The following is an 18,004-nucleotide window of genomic DNA, read 5'->3' on the forward strand; positions in this document are numbered from 1 at the left end:
GTACGCCGCGGTCGTCACGAAGCCCGGATGCGGCCCGTACCCCCACCGACTGGGGTACGGGCCGCGATCGTCCACGCGCGCGTGCTGTCCCGCGGGCGCACGCGCGCGTGGAACGCCGTCCCGCGCCGACGTACCGGCGGCGCGGGCCCGGGGTCAGCCGACGGCGTCGTCGTGCCAGCCGAAGCTCTTCTCGACCGCCTTGCGCCAGTTGTGGTACTCACGGTCGCGCACGGAGGCGTCCATGGACGGTGTCCATTCGACGTCCTTCTGCCAGTGGGACTTCAGCTCGTCCAGGTCGTTCCACACCCCGGTCGCGAGTCCGGCCGCGTACGCGGCGCCCAGGCAGGTCGTCTCGGAGACCCGGGGACGGATCACCGGCACGCCGAGGACGTCCGCCTGGTGCTGCATCAGCAGATTGTTCTTGGTCATGCCACCGTCCACCTTCAGGGTGGTGATCTGCACCCCGGAGTCCTGGTGCATGGCGTCCACGACCTCACGTGTCTGCCAGCTCGTGGCCTCCAGGACCGCCCGCGCGAGGTGCGCCTTCGTGACGTACCGCGTGAGACCGGTGATCACTCCTCGTGCGTCCGAACGCCAGTAGGGAGCGAACAGGCCCGAGAAGGCGGGCACGACGTAGGCGCCCCCGTTGTCCTCGACGCTCGCCGCCAGCGTCTCGATCTCGTCGGCGGAACGGATGATGCCGAGCTGGTCGCGGAACCACTGCACCAGGGCGCCGGTGATCGCGATCGACCCTTCGAGGCAGTAGACCGGCGCCTCGGTGCCGATCTTGTAGCCCATGGTCGTCAGGAGCCCGTTCTTCGAGGGAACGGGCCGGTTACCGGTGTTGAGCAGCAGGAAACTGCCCGTTCCGTAGGTGTTCTTGGCCGTGCCGACGTCGTAGCAGGCCTGCCCGAAGACCGCCGCCTGCTGGTCCCCGAGCGCCGACGCGACCGGGACACCGCCGAGTTGGCCCACGGCCGTGCCGTACACCTCGGCGGAGGACCTGATCTCCGGGAGCACCGCCTCGGGGATGTTCATCGCGGAGAGGATGGACGGGTCCCACTGGAGGGTCTCCAGGTTCATCAGCATGGTGCGCCCGGCGTTCGTCACATCGGTGACGTGCCGGCCGCCGTCCGTGCCGCCGGTCAGGTTCCAGATCAGCCACGAGTCGATGGTGCCGAAGGCGATCTCACCGCGTTCGGCGCGGCTGCGCAGGCCGGGGACGTTGTCGAGCAGCCAGGCGGCCTTGGGCCCGGAGAAGTAGCTCGCCAGAGGCAGCCCGGTCTGCTCGCGGAAGCGGTCCTGGCCGTCCGCACCCCCCAGTTCGTTGCAGAGTGCCGACGTACGGGTGTCCTGCCAGACGATCGCGTTGTGGACCGGCTTGCCGGTGGCACGGTCCCACAGAACGGTCGTCTCGCGCTGGTTGGTGATCCCGAGCGCGCTCAGCTGGTCGGCGCGCAGCCCGGCCTTGGCGATCGCTCCCGCGACCACGGCCTGAACCTTGGACCAGATCTCGGTGGCGTCGTGCTCCACCCAGCCCGGCTTGGGGAAGATCTGGCGGTGTTCGCGCTGGTCGACGGCGACCATCGCGCCGTCCCGGTTGAAGATGATGCACCGGCTGGACGTGGTGCCCTGGTCGATTGCGGCGACGTATTTCTCGGCGTTGTCCGTCATGACGTCCCCTTACGTGTTCATCGTCAGGAGGCCGGGGCCCCGGCGGGAGCGTGTGTCCTCGCCGGGAGGCCGCGGTTTCGGGGGAGCGGTGCCGGGTCAGAAGGCCACGTTGTAGATGGCGGCGCCGATGGCGGCGCCCGCGATCGGGCCGACGACCGGGATCCAGGAGTACCGCCACTCCGAGGTGCCCTTGTTGGGAATGGGCAGCAGCGCGTGGGTGAGCCGCGGCCCGAGGTCGCGGGCGGGGTTGATGGCGTACCCCGTGGGGCCGCCCAGCGAGAGGCCGATGCCCACGACCAGGAAGGAGATGAGCAGGACCGGCAGGCCCGCGTCGCCGATCCCCGCCACGTGCTTGTCGCCGCCGACCAGCCCGAGGATGGGCAGCATCAGGGCGGCGGTGGCGATGATCTCCGTGATCAGGTTCTGCACCGGGTTGTCGATCTCGGGGCGCGTCGAGAAGATCCCCAGCGTCTCGATGGCCTTGTCGTCCTCGGCGTTCAGGTTGAACTGGCCGAGGTAGAGCAGCCAGCACAGCACCGCTCCGATGACCGCTCCGGCGAACTGCCCGAGGATGTAGAAGGGCACGTCCTCCCACTTCGTGGAGCCCTCGATCGCGAATCCGATCGTGACGGCCGGGTTGATCTGCCCACCCGACAGAGGCGCCGAGGTGTACGCGCCGGCGAGGACGCCGAAGCCCCACCCGAAGGCGATGACGACCCAGCCCGCCCCCTGGGCCTTGGACTTGTCGAGGGTGACAGCGGCGCACACACCCGCGCCGAAAAGGATCAGGATCGCGGTGCCGATCAACTCGCCGACAAAGATGTCTCCGTTGCTCATGGCGGCTCCTAGGCCCTCGCCCGGGGCGATCCGCTCCGGGCCACCGTTGCAGAGTGCGTTTCCCATGGCTACTTCAGCCGAAGGCAGGGAGGTCCCGCGCCCCGCTCGGCGTCCGTGACGAGCGTGCCGTCGCAGCGGAATCGCCTGTGGGGGACGGCCCTGGGTACAGGTCGGAGACCCGAGCGGTGTGGTGCCTGAAGACGCCCGAATGCGGCGATGCCGACTGACACCCGGAAGTGTTCACCGGCGCCCAGAGGGCGTCAAGGTCGCGGACCGCAACGCTTGCAAGGGCCCGGAACGGGGGCGGGGCGCGGAACGCTGCCGACGGCCCGGCCGATCTCCGGTCAGCCGATCAGCGTGTGCCCGTGAGGCTCCCGCGGCGCGGTCCTCGTGCCGCGGCGGATCTCATGACCCGGCAGCCCGGCGCGCCCCAGCACCCAGCTCGCTCCGCTCAGCGACTTCGCGGCCTGTTTGAGGGGCGCCAGACAGGCGGACGCCTGCCGGTGGTCGTTCACACTCCCGGGCGCGCACAGCACCGTCGCCAGGGACAGCGTGATGTCGTGGCCACCCGCCGTCCAGGGAGTGTCGAGCACCGAGGAGGCCAACGGATCGAGGGTGTCCGGATCCGCGAGCACCAGGAAGTCGTCCCCGCCGATGTGTCCGACGCGGGTCGCCTCGGACGCCGTGAGCTGCAACGCCCGCCCCACCGCCCTGATCAGCTCGTCGCCGGCCGCGAACCCCGCTCCGTCGTTGACCTGTTTGAAGTGGTCGACGTCCAGCCAGCTCAACGCGAACATCCGGCCGACCGCGATCCGCCGGTCCACCTCCTCGGTGATCGCGTCCGAACCGGGCAGCCGGGTCAGCGGGTTGAGTCCCGCCGCCTCCTCGACCCGGTTCTCCGACAGCGCCCGCACAAGATCCGCGAGGCGTACGACGCCCACGCACCGCCCGGACCGGTCGACGACCGCGACGTCGTCGGACGTACGGTCCCGGTCCCCGTCCGCGACGACGTCGAGCACTTCCCAGGCCGTGGCGTCGACGCCGACCGTCCGCGGTGGATCGCCGAGTCTGGCGGCCGGTCTGTCGGCGTACAGGGCGTGCCCGTAGCGCCCGGACATCGACAGGAGGAACCGCGACCGGTGCACCGACCGGACCGGAACTCCTGAGGGGTTCACGAGCAGCACCCCGGAGACGTCGGGGGATCCGGTGAGCAGCGCCCTGACCTGACCGGCCGACGCGGTGGTCGGCAGCAAGGCGGCCGGGCGTACGAACTGTCGTACGGACGGCCCGGATCGGGGCGCGGTACCCCCGCCGGTCGGCAGCGCCGGAACGTATACGTCCGCCGAAGGCAGCCGGGCGGGCGGCGCGAACAGTTCCCCCTGGGCGAGTTGCGCGCCCGCCGACACCGCGGCGGCGCACTGCAGTTCCGTCTCGACCCCTTCGACGGACAGCAGCGCGCCCAACTGCTCGCACAGGGTCCGCATGGCGCGTACCGCGGCGGGCCGCGACAGCAGGGAAACGTCGAGCTTCATCAACTCGGGTGCGAGGTCTGTCAGCAGCCGCAGCGGGACGTCGCCGTCGCCGATCCCGTCCGCGCAGATCCGGAACCCCTCGCCGCGCAGCACGGACACCGCCTCCAGCAGGGCGTGCTGCGGTACATGGGTGTACGGCGGGCCGATGTCGACGGTGACCTCCCAGGGCAGCCGACCGGCCTCTCGCACCTCGTTCCGCAGTGCCGTGAGCCTCCCCAGGTCGGCCAGGGTCCCGGCGAACACGTTGACGTGCAGGGGCAGCAGCGTCTCCTTGCGGGCGGCGGACCGGATCGCCAACGCGGCGAGCCGGCCGTCGAGTCCGGGATCGCGCCGGGCCTGCGCCAGGATGTCGCCGGACTCCGGACGGGCGAGTATCTCCAGCGCCGCCACCCCTCCGGTCGTCAGATTGACGACCGGCTGGAAGGCGAATCGGACAGTATCCGTCCAGGAGGGCACACCTGCATGGTGCCGCCGCCGACGGACTCCGGTGCGCGATTCATACGGTGTTCACGCAGGTTTTTGAGGTCGTCGCAACAGATGCGGACAAGCGTCCGGGCGCGCCGCGTACGGCGCCGGCCCCGAGGGGCGCGAGCGCGGATCCGCTGGGGGAAGGGCGACGCGGTGGCGGGGGCGCGCGGGGCTGGTCCCGGCAGGGGCGGACTGTGGCTCCGCCCGCTGGATCCCGGGCCTGGCATCCGGCTCCGCCGGACCCGTCCCCGGCGCGGAGCACCGTGGCCCCCACCACGCCACGGGACTACCGCACCGCCACCACCGAAGAGCCATGTCCGAACAGTCCCTGGTTCGCGGTGATCCCCACCCGGGCCCCTGCGACCTGGCGGTCACCCGCGCGCCCCCGCAACTGCCACGTCAGCTCGCACACCTGGGCGATGGCCTGCGCGGGAACGGCCTCCCCGAAGGAAGCGAGCCCGCCGCTGACGTTCACCGGTATGCGGCCGCCGAGGGCCGTGCCACCCTCCCGCAACAGCTTCGCCGCCTCGCCCTCGCCGCAGAGCCCGAGGTCCTCGTACCACTGCAGCTCGAGGGCGGTCGACAGGTCGTACACCTCGGCGAACGAGAGGTCCTCGGGCCCGACAGCCGCCTCCTCGTACGCCGCCCGGGCGATCGACTCCCGGAAGGTTCCGGCCGTGGGCTCCACCGCCACCGCGGAGTCGGTGGCGATGTCCGGCAGATCCAGGACGGTGTTGGGATAGCGCGGCGTCACGGTCGACACCGCGCGGATCCGCACCGGCTCCGGCACCCCGTGCCGACGTGCGAACTCCATGCCGGCCAGCACCACGGCCGCGCCTCCGTCGGAGGTCGCGCAGATGTCGAGCAGCCGCAGCGGATCGGCGACCACGGCCGACCCGGCGACCTCCTCGACCGTGACCCGCTTGCGGTAGCGGGCGTTCGGGTTGAGCGCGCCCATGGCCGCGTTCTTCACCTTGACCTGGGCGAAATCCTCCGGAGTGTCGCCGTGGAGGGCCATCCGGCGTCGCGCGTACAGCCCGAAGTACGTCGGATTCGTCGCCCCGAGCGCACGGAAGCGGAGCCAGTCCGGATCGTCCGGCCGGTCCCCGCCGGCAGGGCGGAAGAAGCCCTTGGGCGCCGCGTCCGCGCCCACCACGAGGACGACGTCCGAGAGACCCGCGAGGATCTGCGCGCGTGCCGTGGCGAGGGCCTGGGCGCCGGACGCGCATGCCGCGTAGACGCTCGCCACCCGCGCCCCCTGCCACCCCAGCGCCTTTGCGAACGTCGCCCCCGCCACGTACCCCGGATAGCCTCCGCGCACGGTGTCCGCGCCCACGATCGAGCCGACGTCCCGCCAGTCGATCCCCGCGTCGGCCAGCGCCGCGCGCGCGGCCACGACCCCGTACTCGACGAAACCCCGCCCCCACTTGCCCCAGGGGTGCATCCCCACGCCGAGCACCGCCACATCACCGGTCATCCCGTCACCCCCGTCCGTCGCGCGCCCCTCATGCCGTCACTCGTGTCGGCCGCCAGTGCCATGTCGTCCAGACCGTCTCCGCGTCCTCGTGCAGCACACCGGGGACGACCTCCACCTCCATGCCCACCGCCAGATCGGCGACGGTGACCCCGGGAACCGCCTGGCCGAGAACCACGAGGCGCTCGGATTTCAGCTCCACAGCGATCAACGCGTAGGGCTTCCACGAGAGTTCCGGATCGCTTACATACGGTGACGGAGGCCGGTACCGGCTGTCCGTGTACGACCAGACGCGGCCACGGGGCGACAGCGTCGTCTCGGCCAGCTCGCCGCCCGCGCACCCCGGATTGCGGCAGAAGGCGTCCTCGCGGGGGAAGAAGACCGAGGCGCAGGCCGAGCAACGAGTGCCGAGCAGACGGAAGTCGTCGCCTTCCCCGGTGAACCACCCCGCGACGACAGGTGTGCGTGAGCGCGACAAGATCCCTCCATGCGCGAGCGCCGGATCTGACGGAACGTCAGAAGTGTGCCACGGGCAACGGGAATTGGGCAGGGCACCGGGTGAACCACCGACACCGCTCCGGCGTCGGAGTGTCCGCGGGGCCGGCCGGGACCCACGGGGGTGGTCCCGGCCGGCCCGTCCGCGCAACCCGGGAGACGTCCGCCCGGTGATCGGCTACAGTCCGCGGCGTGTCCGCAACCCCGCACCCGCCCGCCGACTTCGCCGCCGACTCGCACTGTTCGAGTTGTGGCGCCCCCTACGGAGAGGGCGTCTCCGGCTGGCCCCGCACCTGCGCCGCCTGTGGCACGGTGGCCTACCGCAATCCGCTGCCGGTCGCGGTGGCCCTGCAGCCCGTCTACGACGACCGGGGCGCCTCCCTGGTCGTCATCACCCGGACCATCTCCCCGGCGCGCGGAGGCGTGGCCCTGCCGGGCGGATTCATCGACCACCGGGAGGACTGGCGGCACGCCGTCGTGCGCGAACTCAGGGAGGAGACCGGCATCGACGTGGCGAGCAGGGACGTGCGGCTCGTCGACGCGGCGAGCTCTCCCGCGGGCCATCTGCTGCTCTTCGGGCTCCTCCCCGAACGTCCCGCCTCCGAACTGCCGCCGTCCGTGGCCACGGACGAGACGGAAGGCTGGCATCTGCTGCGCCGGCCGGCCGAACTCGCCTTCCCGCTGCACACCCTGGCGGCCCGGGCCTGGTTCGAGGGCCGGTTCGTCTGACGGTCAGCCGACCCCGAGGCCCCGCACCCGAACAGGACGCGACGGCTCCTCGAAGCGTCCCTCGCCGCCGACATGTCGCACCACGACCTCGTCGCCGTCCCAGCGGGTCACGTAACGCTCGGTCTCCGGTTCCTCCCACCCGTCACCCGCGTCCGGCACGACGAGCCCGCCGCCACCGCGTCCACGCGCGGGAGCCCACACCTCCAGCTCCGGACCACCGTCGGCACCTTTTACGGGTATGACCGCACCGGCCCGCGCGAGCACCGGGATCCGCGACAACGGGGCGTCGACCAGAACCTGTGCCGGCCCCTCGTACGCCTTCTCGGTGACCGTGTCGTACCAGCGCCCGCCCGGCAGTTGCACCGTCCTCCGGTCCCTCCCGTGGTCCAGTACGGGCGCCACGAGGAGGCTCTCGCCGAGAAGGAAGGCGTCCTCGCAGTCGCGCAGCGCCCGGTCCTCCGGCGCACCCCACCACAGCGGCCGGGCGTACGGGGCGCCCGTGCGGCGTGCCAGGTGCGCCAACGTCATGAAGTACGGGAGCAGCCGCCGCCGTTCCACGAGCGCCGCGCGCGCGTGTTCCAGAACCTCGTCACCGAACTCCCAGGGCTCCCTGCGTCCGGCCCGCAGGCTCGCGTGGGTGCGGAACAACGGGAGGTACGCCCCGAGCTGGAACCAGCGCAGATAGAGCTCGGGCGACGGGCTGCCGTCGAAGCCGCCCACGTCGGGTCCCGAGTAGGGCACCCCGCACAGCCCCAACCCCAACACCAGGGACAACGACGCCCGCAACCCCGGCCAGCCCGTGGCCACGTCCCCGGACCAGGTCCCCCCGTAGCGCTGCAGTCCGGCCCATCCGGAGCGGGAGAAGAGGAACGGCCGCTCCTGGGGCGCGAGCGCGCGCAACCCCTCGTAGGCGGCCCGGGCCATGCCCAGCGCGTACACGTTGTGCGCCTCGCGATGATCGCCGCCCCGGCCCTCCAGGGAGTGCCGGGCCGAGCGCGGCAGCGTCGACTCCCCGAAGGCGGTGAACGACGTCGGCTCGTTCATGTCGTGCCAGAACCCCGCGAATCCCTGCGCGAGCCGCTCCCTGTAGAGGCCGCCCCACCACGCGCGCGCCCGTGCGTGCGTGAAGTCCGGGTAGACGGACTCCCCGGGCCACACGACTCCCCGTACGAGCTGCCCCGAGGTGTCCCGCACGAAGGCGTCTTCCGCGAGGCCGCTGTCGTACACGGCGTTGCCCGGCTCGGCCTTGACCGCGGGATCGACGATCGACACGAGCCGGATCCCGTCCCGGCGCAACTCCTCGGCGAGCACGGGAAGCTCGGGGAAGTTCTCCTGATCGACCGTGAACACCTGATGGGCGTCGTAGTGGTCGATGTCCAGGTGCACGGCGTCGAGGGGCAGGGCGTGTTCCTGATAGCCCGCCACGATCCGCCGCACCTCCTGTTCGCTTCCGAAGCCCCACCGCGCGTGCTGGTGCCCCAGTGCCCAGGCGGGCGGCAGGGCGGCCGCACCGGTCAGCGAGGCCCAGGCGTGCAGCACGCGCGCGGGAGTCCCCACCATCACCCAGCAGCGCAGCGGGCCGCCGTCCATGCGCAGCTCGCACGATCCGGAGCGGTCGTGCGCGGAGCCCGCGCCCTCCTCGCCCTCGCGCAACCTCACGGTGCCGTCCCACGTCGTGTCGTGGAACACCAGGTGTGTGCCCGCGTCGGCGACCACCATCTGCACAGGCATCGTGAGATACAGCGGATCGTCGCCGGGCCCGAAGGGCTGTCCGGGGTCCGCGTTCCACAGTCGGTACGTCCCGTCGCGCAGTCGCACCCCCGACGCCCGCCCGCCCAGACCGAAGAAACGTGCGTCGGCCGCGACTTCGGAACGCTGCATCCAGCGGGCCGCGCCACCGGCGACGGGCTCCCACCAGCGGGGCGGCAGATCACGGCGCAGGGTCACTCCGCCGGGTGTGAGCACCTGGACCGCGCCGTGCCGCGAGACCACGACCGTCGCCCGTTCCGCCACGACCCGCCAGCCGCCGTCCTTGTCCGGTTCTAGGACGGCCCGCGGGTCCGGCTCCGGGCACCGGCCCGCGAGGGCGTACGAGGGCTCCGGGGCGACCGCGTCCCAGCCCCAGAACACCGCTCCGCTCACCGCGACCGTGATCCGCAGTTCCGACCGGGTGAACCGGACGACTCCGCCGCCCGGGCTCGGTTCCACACCGAGCACCGGTCCGGGAACCCGTGCCCGTTCGGCCCCGCGCTGGGGCAAGGCGCTGGCGTCGGCGCGCCTCCTGCGCCACGCGGCACGCACCGTCAGCAACCCTTGAGTGCCACCCCCCGAGCCGATCGCTTTCACCGAACGCACCAGGTCACGACCGTTCATGCTGCTCACCCTGCCACTACCCGCGCCCGATGAGTGCGTCGTTCAACTGCCGTTCACCTGTAGCGACGCCACATCTTCATGTCGCCGACTATGTGTGGCGTGCCCTGGTGCAGAAGTCGATCACATGGCATCGTCCGTGTCAGCCGCGTGACGCGCACACCCCCGCTCGTGCGCGACCGACGCACACGACGCGCACAGCCCGGGAGCCGCTCCATGTCCACTCCGAACCCCTCACCGCTCTGGCAGCCCACCGACGAGGTGATCGCCCAGGCGCAGATCACGAAGTTCCAGGCCTGGGCGGCCGAACGGCACGGAGCACCGTCCGACGGTGGCTATCCGGCGCTGCACCGCTGGTCGGTCGACGAGCTGGAGACCTTCTGGAAAGCCGTCACCGAGTGGTTCGACGTGCGGTTCTCGACGCCCTACGCGCGCGTGCTGGGCGACCGCTCGATGCCGGGCGCCTCGTGGTTCCCCGGAGGGTCCCTCAACTACGCGGAGCACGCCCTGCGCGCAGCGGGGACCCGGGCGGACGAACCGGCCCTGCTGTATGTCGACGAGACCCACGAGTCCGTCCCCGTGACGTGGTCCGACCTGCGCCGCCAGGTCGGCTCCCTCGCCGCCGAACTGCGCGTCCTCGGCGTACGCCCAGGCGACCGCGTCAGCGGCTACCTCCCGAACATCCCCCAGGCCGTGATCGCCCTGCTCGCGACAGCCGCCGTGGGCGGCGTCTGGACCTCCTGCGCCCCCGACTTCGGGGCCCGCAGCGTCCTCGACCGCTTCCAGCAGGTCGAGCCCGTGGTCCTGTTCGCCGTCGACGGCTACCGCTACGGCGGCAAGGAGCACGACCGGCGCGACGAGGTCGCCGAACTGCGCCGTGAACTGCCCACCCTGCGCGCCGTCGTGCACATCCCGCTGCTGGGCACCGAGACGCCCGAAGGCGCCCTGGAGTGGCCGGCCCTCACCTCCTCCGACGTGGAGCCGGTCTTCGAACAGGTCCCCTTCGACCACCCTCTGTGGGTGCTCTACTCCTCCGGCACGACCGGCCTTCCCAAGGCCATCGTCCAGTCCCAGGGCGGCATCCTCGTCGAGCACCTCAAGCAGCTCGGCCTGCACTGCGACCTGGGACCCGAGGACCGCTTCTTCTGGTACACCTCGACCGGCTGGATGATGTGGAACTTCCTCGTCTCCGGCCTGCTCACGGGCACCACGATCGTCCTGTACGACGGCAGCCCCGGGTATCCGGACACCGGCGCCCAGTGGGGCATCGCCGAACGTACGGGAGCCACCCTCTTCGGGACGTCCGCCGCGTACGTGATGGCCTGCCGCAAGGCGGGTGTCCACCCCTCACGGGACTTCGACCTCTCGCGCGTGCGGTGCGTCGCCACCACCGGCTCGCCCCTGCCGCCGGACGGATTCCGCTGGCTGCACGACGAGGTCCGCGACGACCTGTGGATCGCCTCCGTCAGCGGCGGCACCGACGTGTGCTCCTGTTTCGCGGGAGCGGTACCGACGCTCCCGGTATACATCGGAGAACTCCAGGCCGCCGGCCTCGGCACCGACCTCCAGTCCTGGGACGCCGGCGGGAAGCCCCTCACCGACGAGGTCGGCGAGCTGGTCGTCACCAACCCGATGCCGTCGATGCCCGTCCGCTTCTGGAACGACCCCGACGGCAGCCGCTACCACGACAGCTACTTCGACACCTACCCCGGAGTGTGGCGACACGGCGACTGGATCACCGTCACCTCACGAGGCTCGGTCGTCATCCACGGCCGCTCCGACTCGACGCTCAACCGGCAGGGCGTGCGCATGGGCTCGGCCGACATCTACGAAGCCGTCGAGCGGCTCCCCGAGATCAAGGAGTCGCTCGTCATCGGCGTCGAACAGCCCGACGGCGGCTACTGGATGCCCCTGTTCGTCCACCTCGCCCCCGGAGCCGTCCTGGACGAGGATCTCCTGAACCGCATCAAACGGACCATCCGTGAACAGCTGTCCCCTCGCCACGTCCCCGACGAGGTCATCGAGGTCCAGGGCGTGCCCCACACCCTCACCGGCAAGCGCCTCGAGGTACCCGTCAAACGCCTCCTCCAAGGCGCTCCCCTGGAGAAGGCCGTCAACATCGGATCCGTGGACGACATCGAACTCCTGCGCTTCTACGAGCACCTGGCCCGCGAGCGCGGCTGATCAGCCTCCGTAGGTCGCCTCGGACTCGCCGAGCACGGCGGCGAAGTCCGAGGCCAGGCGTACGGCGTCCGGGGGAGTGAGCTCCGCGGCCGAGATGCGTACCCCCGGGGCGGCCGAGGTACGGAAGCGCGCGCCGGCCGCGACCCACCATCCATGCGAACGCAGCCCGTTCACCACGGCCGACTCGTCCCGCACCGGTACCCAGACGTTCATCCCGCTCACCCCGTGGGCCTCCATGCCGTGTCCGGCCAGCTCACGGACGAGCGTGTTCCTGCGCAGCGCGTATGTCTCCTGGGCGCGCGCCAGCAACGCGCGCGTGTCCGCGTCCGTCATCAGCCCGTGCACCGTCTCCTGCAGCAGGTGACTGACCCAGCCCGACGTCAGCAGCAGCCGACCGTCGTGCCGGGCCAGCGTCGTCGGATCGCACGCCGCGGCCGCCCATCGCAGATCGGTGCCCAGGAACTTGCTCACCGTCCGCACATGAACCCAACGGGCCAGACCCCCCGTGGTCAGGGTGTGCAACGGCGCGTCAGCCACGGACGACGCGTGATCGTTCTCCACGACCAGCACGTCGGGCTCCTTCCGGAATTCCTCCACGAGCGCGTCCCTCCGCGCCTCCGAGAAGCTGCCGCCGTAGGGGTTCTGGGCCCGCGGACTGCACACCACCGCGCGTACGCCCGCACGCAGGGCCACGCGCAGGGCCTCCGGGCGGATGCCCCGGTCGTCCACCGCTACCGGGACGGTGCGCAGGCCCAGTGCCGTGACCAGGTCCAGCAGATGGTGATAGCCGGGGTCCTCCATCGCGACCGCGTCTCCGGGGCGAAGCTCCACCGACAGTAGTCGGCCGATCAGATCCAGCGCGCCGTGGGCGAACGTCAGGTGCTCCGTAGGCACGCCGTCGGGCGCCAGCCAATCGCGCGCCACCTTCTCCAGCCGTGCCAGACGCGGTGTACCGCGATGCGAGCGGGCGCCGGGCGAGAGCAGCGACGGCGGCACCAGATGGGGAAGCAGTTCGGGGTCGGGATGCCCGCCCGCCAGGTCGCGCAACCCGGCGGGCACGCGCGGCGGGCGCCGTGAGGCCACCGCGGGCGCCGCGGAGACCACGGTCCCGCCACGCCCGCGCGTCACCACGATCGCGCGCCCCCGTAGTTCCTTGTACGCCGTGGCGACGGTCCCCGGGCTCACGCCGAGCCGCTCGGCGAGGCCACGTACCGGAGGCAGTGCCGTGCCCGGCTCCAGAGCGCCTTCGGCCACACCCCGTTCGACGGACGCCGTAATTTCCTTGGCCGTCGTCCCTGTGATCGCATATTGTGTTGCCACGTTACTCATTATGTATCAATACATAATCGGGGTCAAGGGGGAACAGTGGGTCCGATGCGCCGCGCGGCCGCATGGTCGACACGTATTCCAGGAGGCCGCGACGGCCGCAGAATGCTCTGGATCGCCCTCGTCGACCGCATAGGCAGCGGCCTCTGGGCATCCGTCTCCGTCCTGTACTTCACCTACGTCACCGGGCTCTCGGTCGCACAGATCGGCACCCTCGTGGCCGCGGCCGGAGCCGTGGGCATCGCGGGCGCGCCCCTCGGCGGCCGCATCGCCGACTGTCTGCCGCTCACCCACGTCCTGATCGCGCTCCAACTGCTGCGCGCCCTCGCCTCCTGCGCGCTGCTGACCACGGACAACTACGCCCTCCTCCTGACGTTCTCGGCCGCGGGCAGCTTCGGCGACCGCGCCGCGAACGTCCTCACCAAGCTCTACGCCACCCGCGTCGCGGGACCCGACCGCGTCCGCTACCAAGCGGTCAACCGAACGGTCGCCAACGCCGGCTGGGCCCTGGGCGGCCTCGTCTCGGCGGCCGCTCTCACCATCGGCAGCACCGCCGTGTACCCCTGGCTGCTCGCGGGCGACGCCCTCTCGTTCGCGGCGGTCGCGCTCGCGACCGCCCGCTGCGGTGAACCGCCCTCGGCCTCCCGCACGATCACCACCTCGAAGGACTCCGCCCTCCCCGTCCGAGCGGTCAGCCCCTGGCGCGACCGCACCTACCTCGCCTACGTCGCCACGGAAACCGTCCTCTTCCTCGACGACGCGGTGTTCAAGATCGGGCTGCCGCTGTGGATCGCCCATTCCGACCACGCGCCCCACGGCCTCGCACCTCTGCTGATGGTCCTCAACAACGTGATGGTCGTGACCCTCCAGGTCCCCCTGGCCCGGTTCGGCGCCACGACGGCCGAAGCCCGGGCGCTGCTCATCCCGCTCTCCGCCGCCTTCGCCCTCGGTGGAGTCGCCATGGCGCTCTCCGCGACAGGCGGAGCCGTGACCGCGACCCTGTTCCTGACGGCGGCGGCCACAGCCTTCACCGTGGCCGAGATGCTGCACGCCACCGTGTCCTGGGAACTCTCCGCGGCGCTCGCCCCCGGCACGGCGCAGGGCGCCTACCTCGGCGTCCACGGACTGGCCGCCGCCGTACAGCGCAGCCTCGGACCACTCGCCGTCACCGCGGCCATCGCCGTCGGCCCCCTCGGTTGGACCGCCTTCGGCGCGATCGTGTCTGTGACCTGTGCGTTTCAGCATCGCATCGTGCGCGACCGACTCTCCGGCCCCACATTGTCAGTGCCGACGGTTACGGTGAGTGAGCATTGATTGACTGCGCACAGGGGGAAAAATGGCGCACACCCGGCACGACTCCATGCGACGCGTCCTGCGCCGCGAAATCGCCGGCACCATCGGCCTGCTGACCGACGAACAGGACTTCCGGGCGATGCGGCGCTACCGCACCTTCGCCTTCGACGACCACACGACCTATCTCCAGCAGGTCGAAGCCCTGCTCAGGACACTCGCCGCCCAGGGCAGGCACACCACCGTGGCACTCTTCGACCCCGAGGAGTACGCCCAATACTGCTCCGAGACCGGCCTGGAACCCGACACTCCGGCCAGCCGCACCCGCTTCACCGCGGAACTGGCGGCGACCGGGCCCACCGTCCCCTACGACGGACAACCCCTCGACCAACTGGTCCCCGACCTCGTCGACGAGGCGGTCCGCCGGGCCACCTGGGAGTACGCGACCACGCTCCTGGCACGCATCGGAGCCTGCGCGACCTGTGGAGAGGACATCGGACGCGCGGCCTTCGTCCACGCGGCCCACCTGCTCACCCGGGTCATCGACACCGCGGGCACCGGAGATCTCCAACTCGTGTGCAGTGTCTCCACGGTGCCCGAGACACTCGTCGCCGTACTCCGAGCGGAGGAACAGGCGGAGGGGGCCAGGCGCCTCGACGAATCCGACGCCCTCGAATTCACCACGGTGCTGGCCCTCGGCATCGCCACCCGGAGCGCCGGGGGAGTCGTCATGCGCACCACAGCGCCCGAGACCACCGACCGCGTCTACGGATGGCGACTGCGCGGAGACGACCTGGAGCCCCTCACCGCCGCGGAGGTCTTCGACGCCTACTGCACCGATGTCGAATCCGGCGACCTCGTCTCCCCGGAATCGGGCGTCGACTACTGCGTACCCCCCGACCTCGGAGACAGGGGACAGGGCATCGGCCACACGCACTGAAACGCGAGAGCGGCGCCCCGTTGATAGCTGGGGCGCCACTCCGTAACACCGACCGTTGCTGGCCGAGGTGCTCTCCGGCTACTCGCCGGACAGCACCGCCTGCGCCGCGACGCGTGCCTCTTCCGCCGTGTCCGTGGCACGCGCGGCCGAAGCGGCGCGCTCGCACTGGGCCAGCGTGTACTTGGCCAACGTGGCCCGCACGTAGGGAATCGACGCGGCACCCATCGAAAGGGAAGTGACGCCCAGTCCGGTCAGCACACACGCGAGGAGGGGGTCCGAGGCGGCCTCACCGCAGACACCACAGCTCTTGCCCTCGGCCTTGGCCGCCTCGGCGGACAGCGCGACGAGGTCGAGCAGTGCCGGCTGCCACGGATCCTGAAGGCGGGACACCGCGCCCACCTGCCGGTCCGCGGCGAACGTGTACTGCGCGAGGTCGTTGGTTCCCAAGGACAGGAACTCGACCTCCTGCAGGATCGACCGAGCGCGCAGCGCGGCCGACGGGATCTCCACCATCGCACCGAACTTCGCCCGCAGCCCGGCCGCACGGCACGCGTCCGCGAACGCCTTGGCGTCCGTACGGTCCGCGACCATCGGAGCCATCACCTCGAGATAGACCGGAAGCCCGTCCGAAGCCTTCGCGAGCGCGCTGAGCTGGGTACGCAGCACATCGGGGTGATCGAGCAGCGAACGCAGACCCCGCACACCGAGCGCGGGGTTCGGCTCGTCGGCCGGAGTCAGGAAGTCCAGCGGCTTGTCCGCGCCCGCGTCGAGCACCCGCACGACGACGCGGCCCTCGGGGAAGGCCTCGAGCACCTGGCGGTACGCCTCGACCTGCTTCTCCTCGGACGGCGCGTTCTTGCTGTCGTCGAGGAAGAGGAACTCGGTACGGAAGAGGCCGACGCCCTCGGCCCCGGCCTCCAGGGCCGCCGGCACATCCGCCGGACCGCCGACGTTGGCCAGCAACGGCACCTTGTGCCCGTCGGAGGTGGCACCGGGACCCGTTGACGCGGACAGAGCCGCTCGGCGCTTAGCCGCCGCGGATTCCAGCTCCGCCTTCTTCTCGGCGCTCGGCTCCACGAAGACCTGGCCCGTGCTGCCGTCGACGGCGATCACGGTGCCTTCGGCGAGTTCGCCGGCGCCGGGCAGCGCCACGATCGCCGGAACACCGAGCGCGCGCGCCAGGATCGCGCTGTGGCTCGTCGGCCCGCCCTCCTCGGTGACGAAGCCGAGGACCAGGGTCGGGTCCAGCAGCGCGGTGTCCGCCGGCGCGAGGTCACGTGCGATCAGGACGTACGGTTCGTCGCTGTCCGGCACGCCGGGCATGGGCACCCCGAGCAGCCGCGCGACGATGCGATTCCGGACGTCGTCGAGGTCCGCCACGCGTCCGGCGAGGTATTCACCGGCACCGGCGAGCAGCGCCCGGTATGAGGCGAACGCGTCGTACACCGCCCGCTCGGCCGAACTCCCGACGGCGATCCGTCGCTCCACGTCGGCCATCAGCTCGGGGTCCTGGGCCATCAGGGCCTGGGCCTCGAGCACGGCCTGGGCTTCGCCCCCCGCCAGATTGCCGCGCGCAATCAGGTCGGCCGCCACAGCCTCCACGGCCTTGCGGGCACGCCCCTGTTCGCGCGCCGCGTCCTCCGCTGGGATCTGCTTGGCCGGCGGTTCGAGAACCGCCGTTCCCATGTGCCGAACCTCGCCGATCGCCACACCGTGGCTCACGCCGACGCCTCGCAGCGTTGTCTCCATCTCACCCGTCTCCGAATAGTGCGGCTGGTCCGCCGCCGTGATGGTTGTCGAACCCGCCGTCTACGACAGCGTTGATGTCACTGCCAGCCGAAGAGTTCGTCGCCGGCCTTCACGTCGCCGTCCTCGCGGACGCCGGAGAGGGAGTCGGCCGTGGCTTCGAGGGCCACGATGGGGCATACGGGGGACTTGCCGGCCGCCTCGACGGCGGCGGGGTTCCAACGCACGACACTCTGGCCGCGCGTCACGGTGTCCCCCTTGTTGACGAGCAGCTCGAAGCCCTCGCCGTTGAGCTGCACGGTGTCGATGCCGAGGTGCGTGAGCACGCCGTGACCCTCGTGGTCGACGACGACGAACGCGTGCGGGTGGAGGGAGACGATCACTCCGTCCACGGGGGCGACAGCCTCCGAGGGCTCACGCACGGGGTCGATCGCGGTACCGGGGCCGACCATCGCTCCGGAGAACACGGGGTCCGGTACGGCGGCGAGTCCGATGGCGCGTCCTGCAAGAGGGGACGTCACGGTGGTCATGGGAAGCCTCCCAGGGGTGGAGATCCATATGGGCCGTCACTGCCTGTCTCGGACGGCACACTGTTGAGCAGGGTATGTCATACAAAGTGCCGGTTCCGTGTGAGAGGTACCGGTTGGCGGCCGTAGGGGCAGGGGGCAAACGATTTGCGCCTGCTCCCGACACCCGTGTACAGTCGTACTCCTGCTTGAGGCTGAGCGGCGTGACCAAGCGTCGTTGCCCGGCGGCACCCAACTTGTCAGATCCTATCTCGGGGTCTCGTTTCGCATATCCGCGGGACGGTGGTCAGTGAGATGGAAAAGCGCTGATAGAGTTTGGACTCGCCGGAAAGGGAAACGCGGAAGCGGGAACCTGGAAAGCGCCGAGGAAATCGGATACGGAAACGGTCTGGTAGAGTCGGAAACGCAAGAC

At 71.1% G+C, this 18,004-nt stretch carries 13 protein-coding genes; 4 read left to right on the forward strand and 9 right to left on the reverse strand.

Features of this window, described 5'->3' with window-relative positions:
- Nucleotides 1–153: 153 nt before the first annotated feature.
- The 5 genes from glpK to ACFYW7_RS21545 all read right to left on the reverse strand — a co-directional run bounded on the left by glpK (nucleotide 154) and on the right by ACFYW7_RS21545 (nucleotide 6,463).
- Nucleotides 154–1,674 carry a glycerol kinase GlpK gene (gene glpK / locus ACFYW7_RS21525; protein WP_389504597.1) on the reverse strand — a complete coding sequence of 507 codons (1,521 nt, stop codon included), beginning with the start codon at nucleotides 1,672–1,674 and terminating at the stop codon, nucleotides 154–156.
- Between the two features lie 96 nt (nucleotides 1,675–1,770).
- On the reverse strand, nucleotides 1,771–2,511 hold the full coding sequence (locus ACFYW7_RS21530; RefSeq protein WP_389504600.1) for an MIP/aquaporin family protein: 741 nt from the start codon (nucleotides 2,509–2,511) through the stop codon (nucleotides 1,771–1,773).
- 344 nt (nucleotides 2,512–2,855) lie between these two features.
- Complete coding sequence (locus ACFYW7_RS21535) at nucleotides 2,856–4,499, reverse strand: EAL domain-containing protein (RefSeq protein WP_389504603.1); 1,644 nt, start codon at nucleotides 4,497–4,499, stop codon at nucleotides 2,856–2,858.
- A 298-nt stretch (nucleotides 4,500–4,797) separates the two neighbouring features.
- Nucleotides 4,798–5,988 carry a lipid-transfer protein gene (locus tag ACFYW7_RS21540; protein ID WP_389504605.1) on the reverse strand — a complete coding sequence of 397 codons (1,191 nt, stop codon included), beginning with the start codon at nucleotides 5,986–5,988 and terminating at the stop codon, nucleotides 4,798–4,800.
- A 28-nt stretch (nucleotides 5,989–6,016) separates the two neighbouring features.
- Entirely contained in the window at nucleotides 6,017–6,463 is a 447-nt protein-coding gene (locus tag ACFYW7_RS21545) for a Zn-ribbon domain-containing OB-fold protein (protein ID WP_389504607.1), read from the reverse strand.
- Nucleotides 6,464–6,672: 209 nt separating this feature from the next.
- Between ACFYW7_RS21545 and ACFYW7_RS21550 the strand changes: the two genes are divergently transcribed.
- Nucleotides 6,673–7,209 carry an NUDIX domain-containing protein gene (locus ACFYW7_RS21550; RefSeq protein ID WP_389504609.1) on the forward strand — a complete coding sequence of 179 codons (537 nt, stop codon included), beginning with the start codon at nucleotides 6,673–6,675 and terminating at the stop codon, nucleotides 7,207–7,209.
- Nucleotides 7,210–7,212: 3 nt separating this feature from the next.
- Here the strand turns inward: ACFYW7_RS21550 and ACFYW7_RS21555 are convergent, their stop codons facing one another.
- Nucleotides 7,213–9,582 (reverse strand): TIM-barrel domain-containing protein, encoded by a 2,370-nt coding sequence (locus tag ACFYW7_RS21555; protein WP_389504611.1) that lies wholly within the window; start codon nucleotides 9,580–9,582, stop codon nucleotides 7,213–7,215.
- A 213-nt stretch (nucleotides 9,583–9,795) separates the two neighbouring features.
- Between ACFYW7_RS21555 and ACFYW7_RS21560 the strand changes: the two genes are divergently transcribed.
- Nucleotides 9,796–11,763, forward strand: coding sequence for an acetoacetate--CoA ligase (locus ACFYW7_RS21560; RefSeq protein ID WP_389504613.1), 1,968 nt, complete (start codon nucleotides 9,796–9,798; stop codon nucleotides 11,761–11,763).
- Here the strand turns inward: ACFYW7_RS21560 and ACFYW7_RS21565 are convergent, their stop codons facing one another.
- Nucleotides 11,764–13,083, reverse strand: coding sequence for an aminotransferase class I/II-fold pyridoxal phosphate-dependent enzyme (locus ACFYW7_RS21565; RefSeq protein WP_389504615.1), 1,320 nt, complete (start codon nucleotides 13,081–13,083; stop codon nucleotides 11,764–11,766). It abuts the gene before it with no gap.
- A 111-nt stretch (nucleotides 13,084–13,194) separates the two neighbouring features.
- On the opposite strand from ACFYW7_RS21565, the gene ACFYW7_RS21570 reads away from it, so the two are divergent.
- Both ACFYW7_RS21570 and ACFYW7_RS21575 read left to right on the forward strand, forming a co-directional pair.
- Entirely contained in the window at nucleotides 13,195–14,403 is a 1,209-nt protein-coding gene (locus ACFYW7_RS21570) for an MFS transporter (protein WP_389504617.1), read from the forward strand.
- A gap of 22 nt (nucleotides 14,404–14,425) precedes the next feature.
- Entirely contained in the window at nucleotides 14,426–15,319 is an 894-nt protein-coding gene (locus ACFYW7_RS21575) for a hypothetical protein (protein WP_389504619.1), read from the forward strand.
- 78 nt (nucleotides 15,320–15,397) lie between these two features.
- On the opposite strand, the gene ptsP is transcribed toward ACFYW7_RS21575, so the two are convergent.
- Together ptsP and ACFYW7_RS21585 are read right to left on the reverse strand one after the other, a co-directional pair.
- A complete protein-coding gene (ptsP, locus tag ACFYW7_RS21580) occupies nucleotides 15,398–17,068 on the reverse strand; it encodes a phosphoenolpyruvate--protein phosphotransferase (protein WP_389504621.1) in 1,671 nt (556 codons plus the stop codon).
- Between the two features lie 77 nt (nucleotides 17,069–17,145).
- Complete coding sequence (locus tag ACFYW7_RS21585) at nucleotides 17,146–17,595, reverse strand: PTS glucose transporter subunit IIA (RefSeq protein ID WP_389504623.1); 450 nt, start codon at nucleotides 17,593–17,595, stop codon at nucleotides 17,146–17,148.
- Between the last annotated feature and the right edge of the window lie 409 nt (nucleotides 17,596–18,004).

Origin of the sequence: Streptomyces sp. NPDC002580 (genome assembly GCF_042889485.1) — a bacterium.
Taxonomy (GTDB): Bacteria; Actinomycetota; Actinomycetes; order Streptomycetales; family Streptomycetaceae; genus Streptomyces.

Excerpts from the sequence above, each read along its gene's own strand:
- glpK (WP_389504597.1), bottom strand. The coding sequence starts at position 1,674 with ATGACGGACAACGCCGAGAAATACGTCGCCGCAATCGACCAGGGCACC.
- ACFYW7_RS21530 (WP_389504600.1), bottom strand. The coding sequence starts at position 2,511 with ATGAGCAACGGAGACATCTTTGTCGGCGAGTTGATCGGCACCGCGATC.
- ACFYW7_RS21540 (WP_389504605.1), bottom strand. The coding sequence starts at position 5,988 with ATGACCGGTGATGTGGCGGTGCTCGGCGTGGGGATGCACCCCTGGGGC.
- ACFYW7_RS21555 (WP_389504611.1), bottom strand. The coding sequence starts at position 9,582 with ATGAACGGTCGTGACCTGGTGCGTTCGGTGAAAGCGATCGGCTCGGGG.
- ACFYW7_RS21560 (WP_389504613.1), top strand. The coding sequence starts at position 9,796 with ATGTCCACTCCGAACCCCTCACCGCTCTGGCAGCCCACCGACGAGGTG.
- ACFYW7_RS21570 (WP_389504617.1), top strand. The coding sequence starts at position 13,195 with ATGCTCTGGATCGCCCTCGTCGACCGCATAGGCAGCGGCCTCTGGGCA.
- ACFYW7_RS21575 (WP_389504619.1), top strand. The coding sequence starts at position 14,426 with ATGGCGCACACCCGGCACGACTCCATGCGACGCGTCCTGCGCCGCGAA.
- ptsP (WP_389504621.1), bottom strand. The coding sequence starts at position 17,068 with ATGGAGACAACGCTGCGAGGCGTCGGCGTGAGCCACGGTGTGGCGATC.
- ACFYW7_RS21585 (WP_389504623.1), bottom strand. The coding sequence starts at position 17,595 with ATGACCACCGTGACGTCCCCTCTTGCAGGACGCGCCATCGGACTCGCC.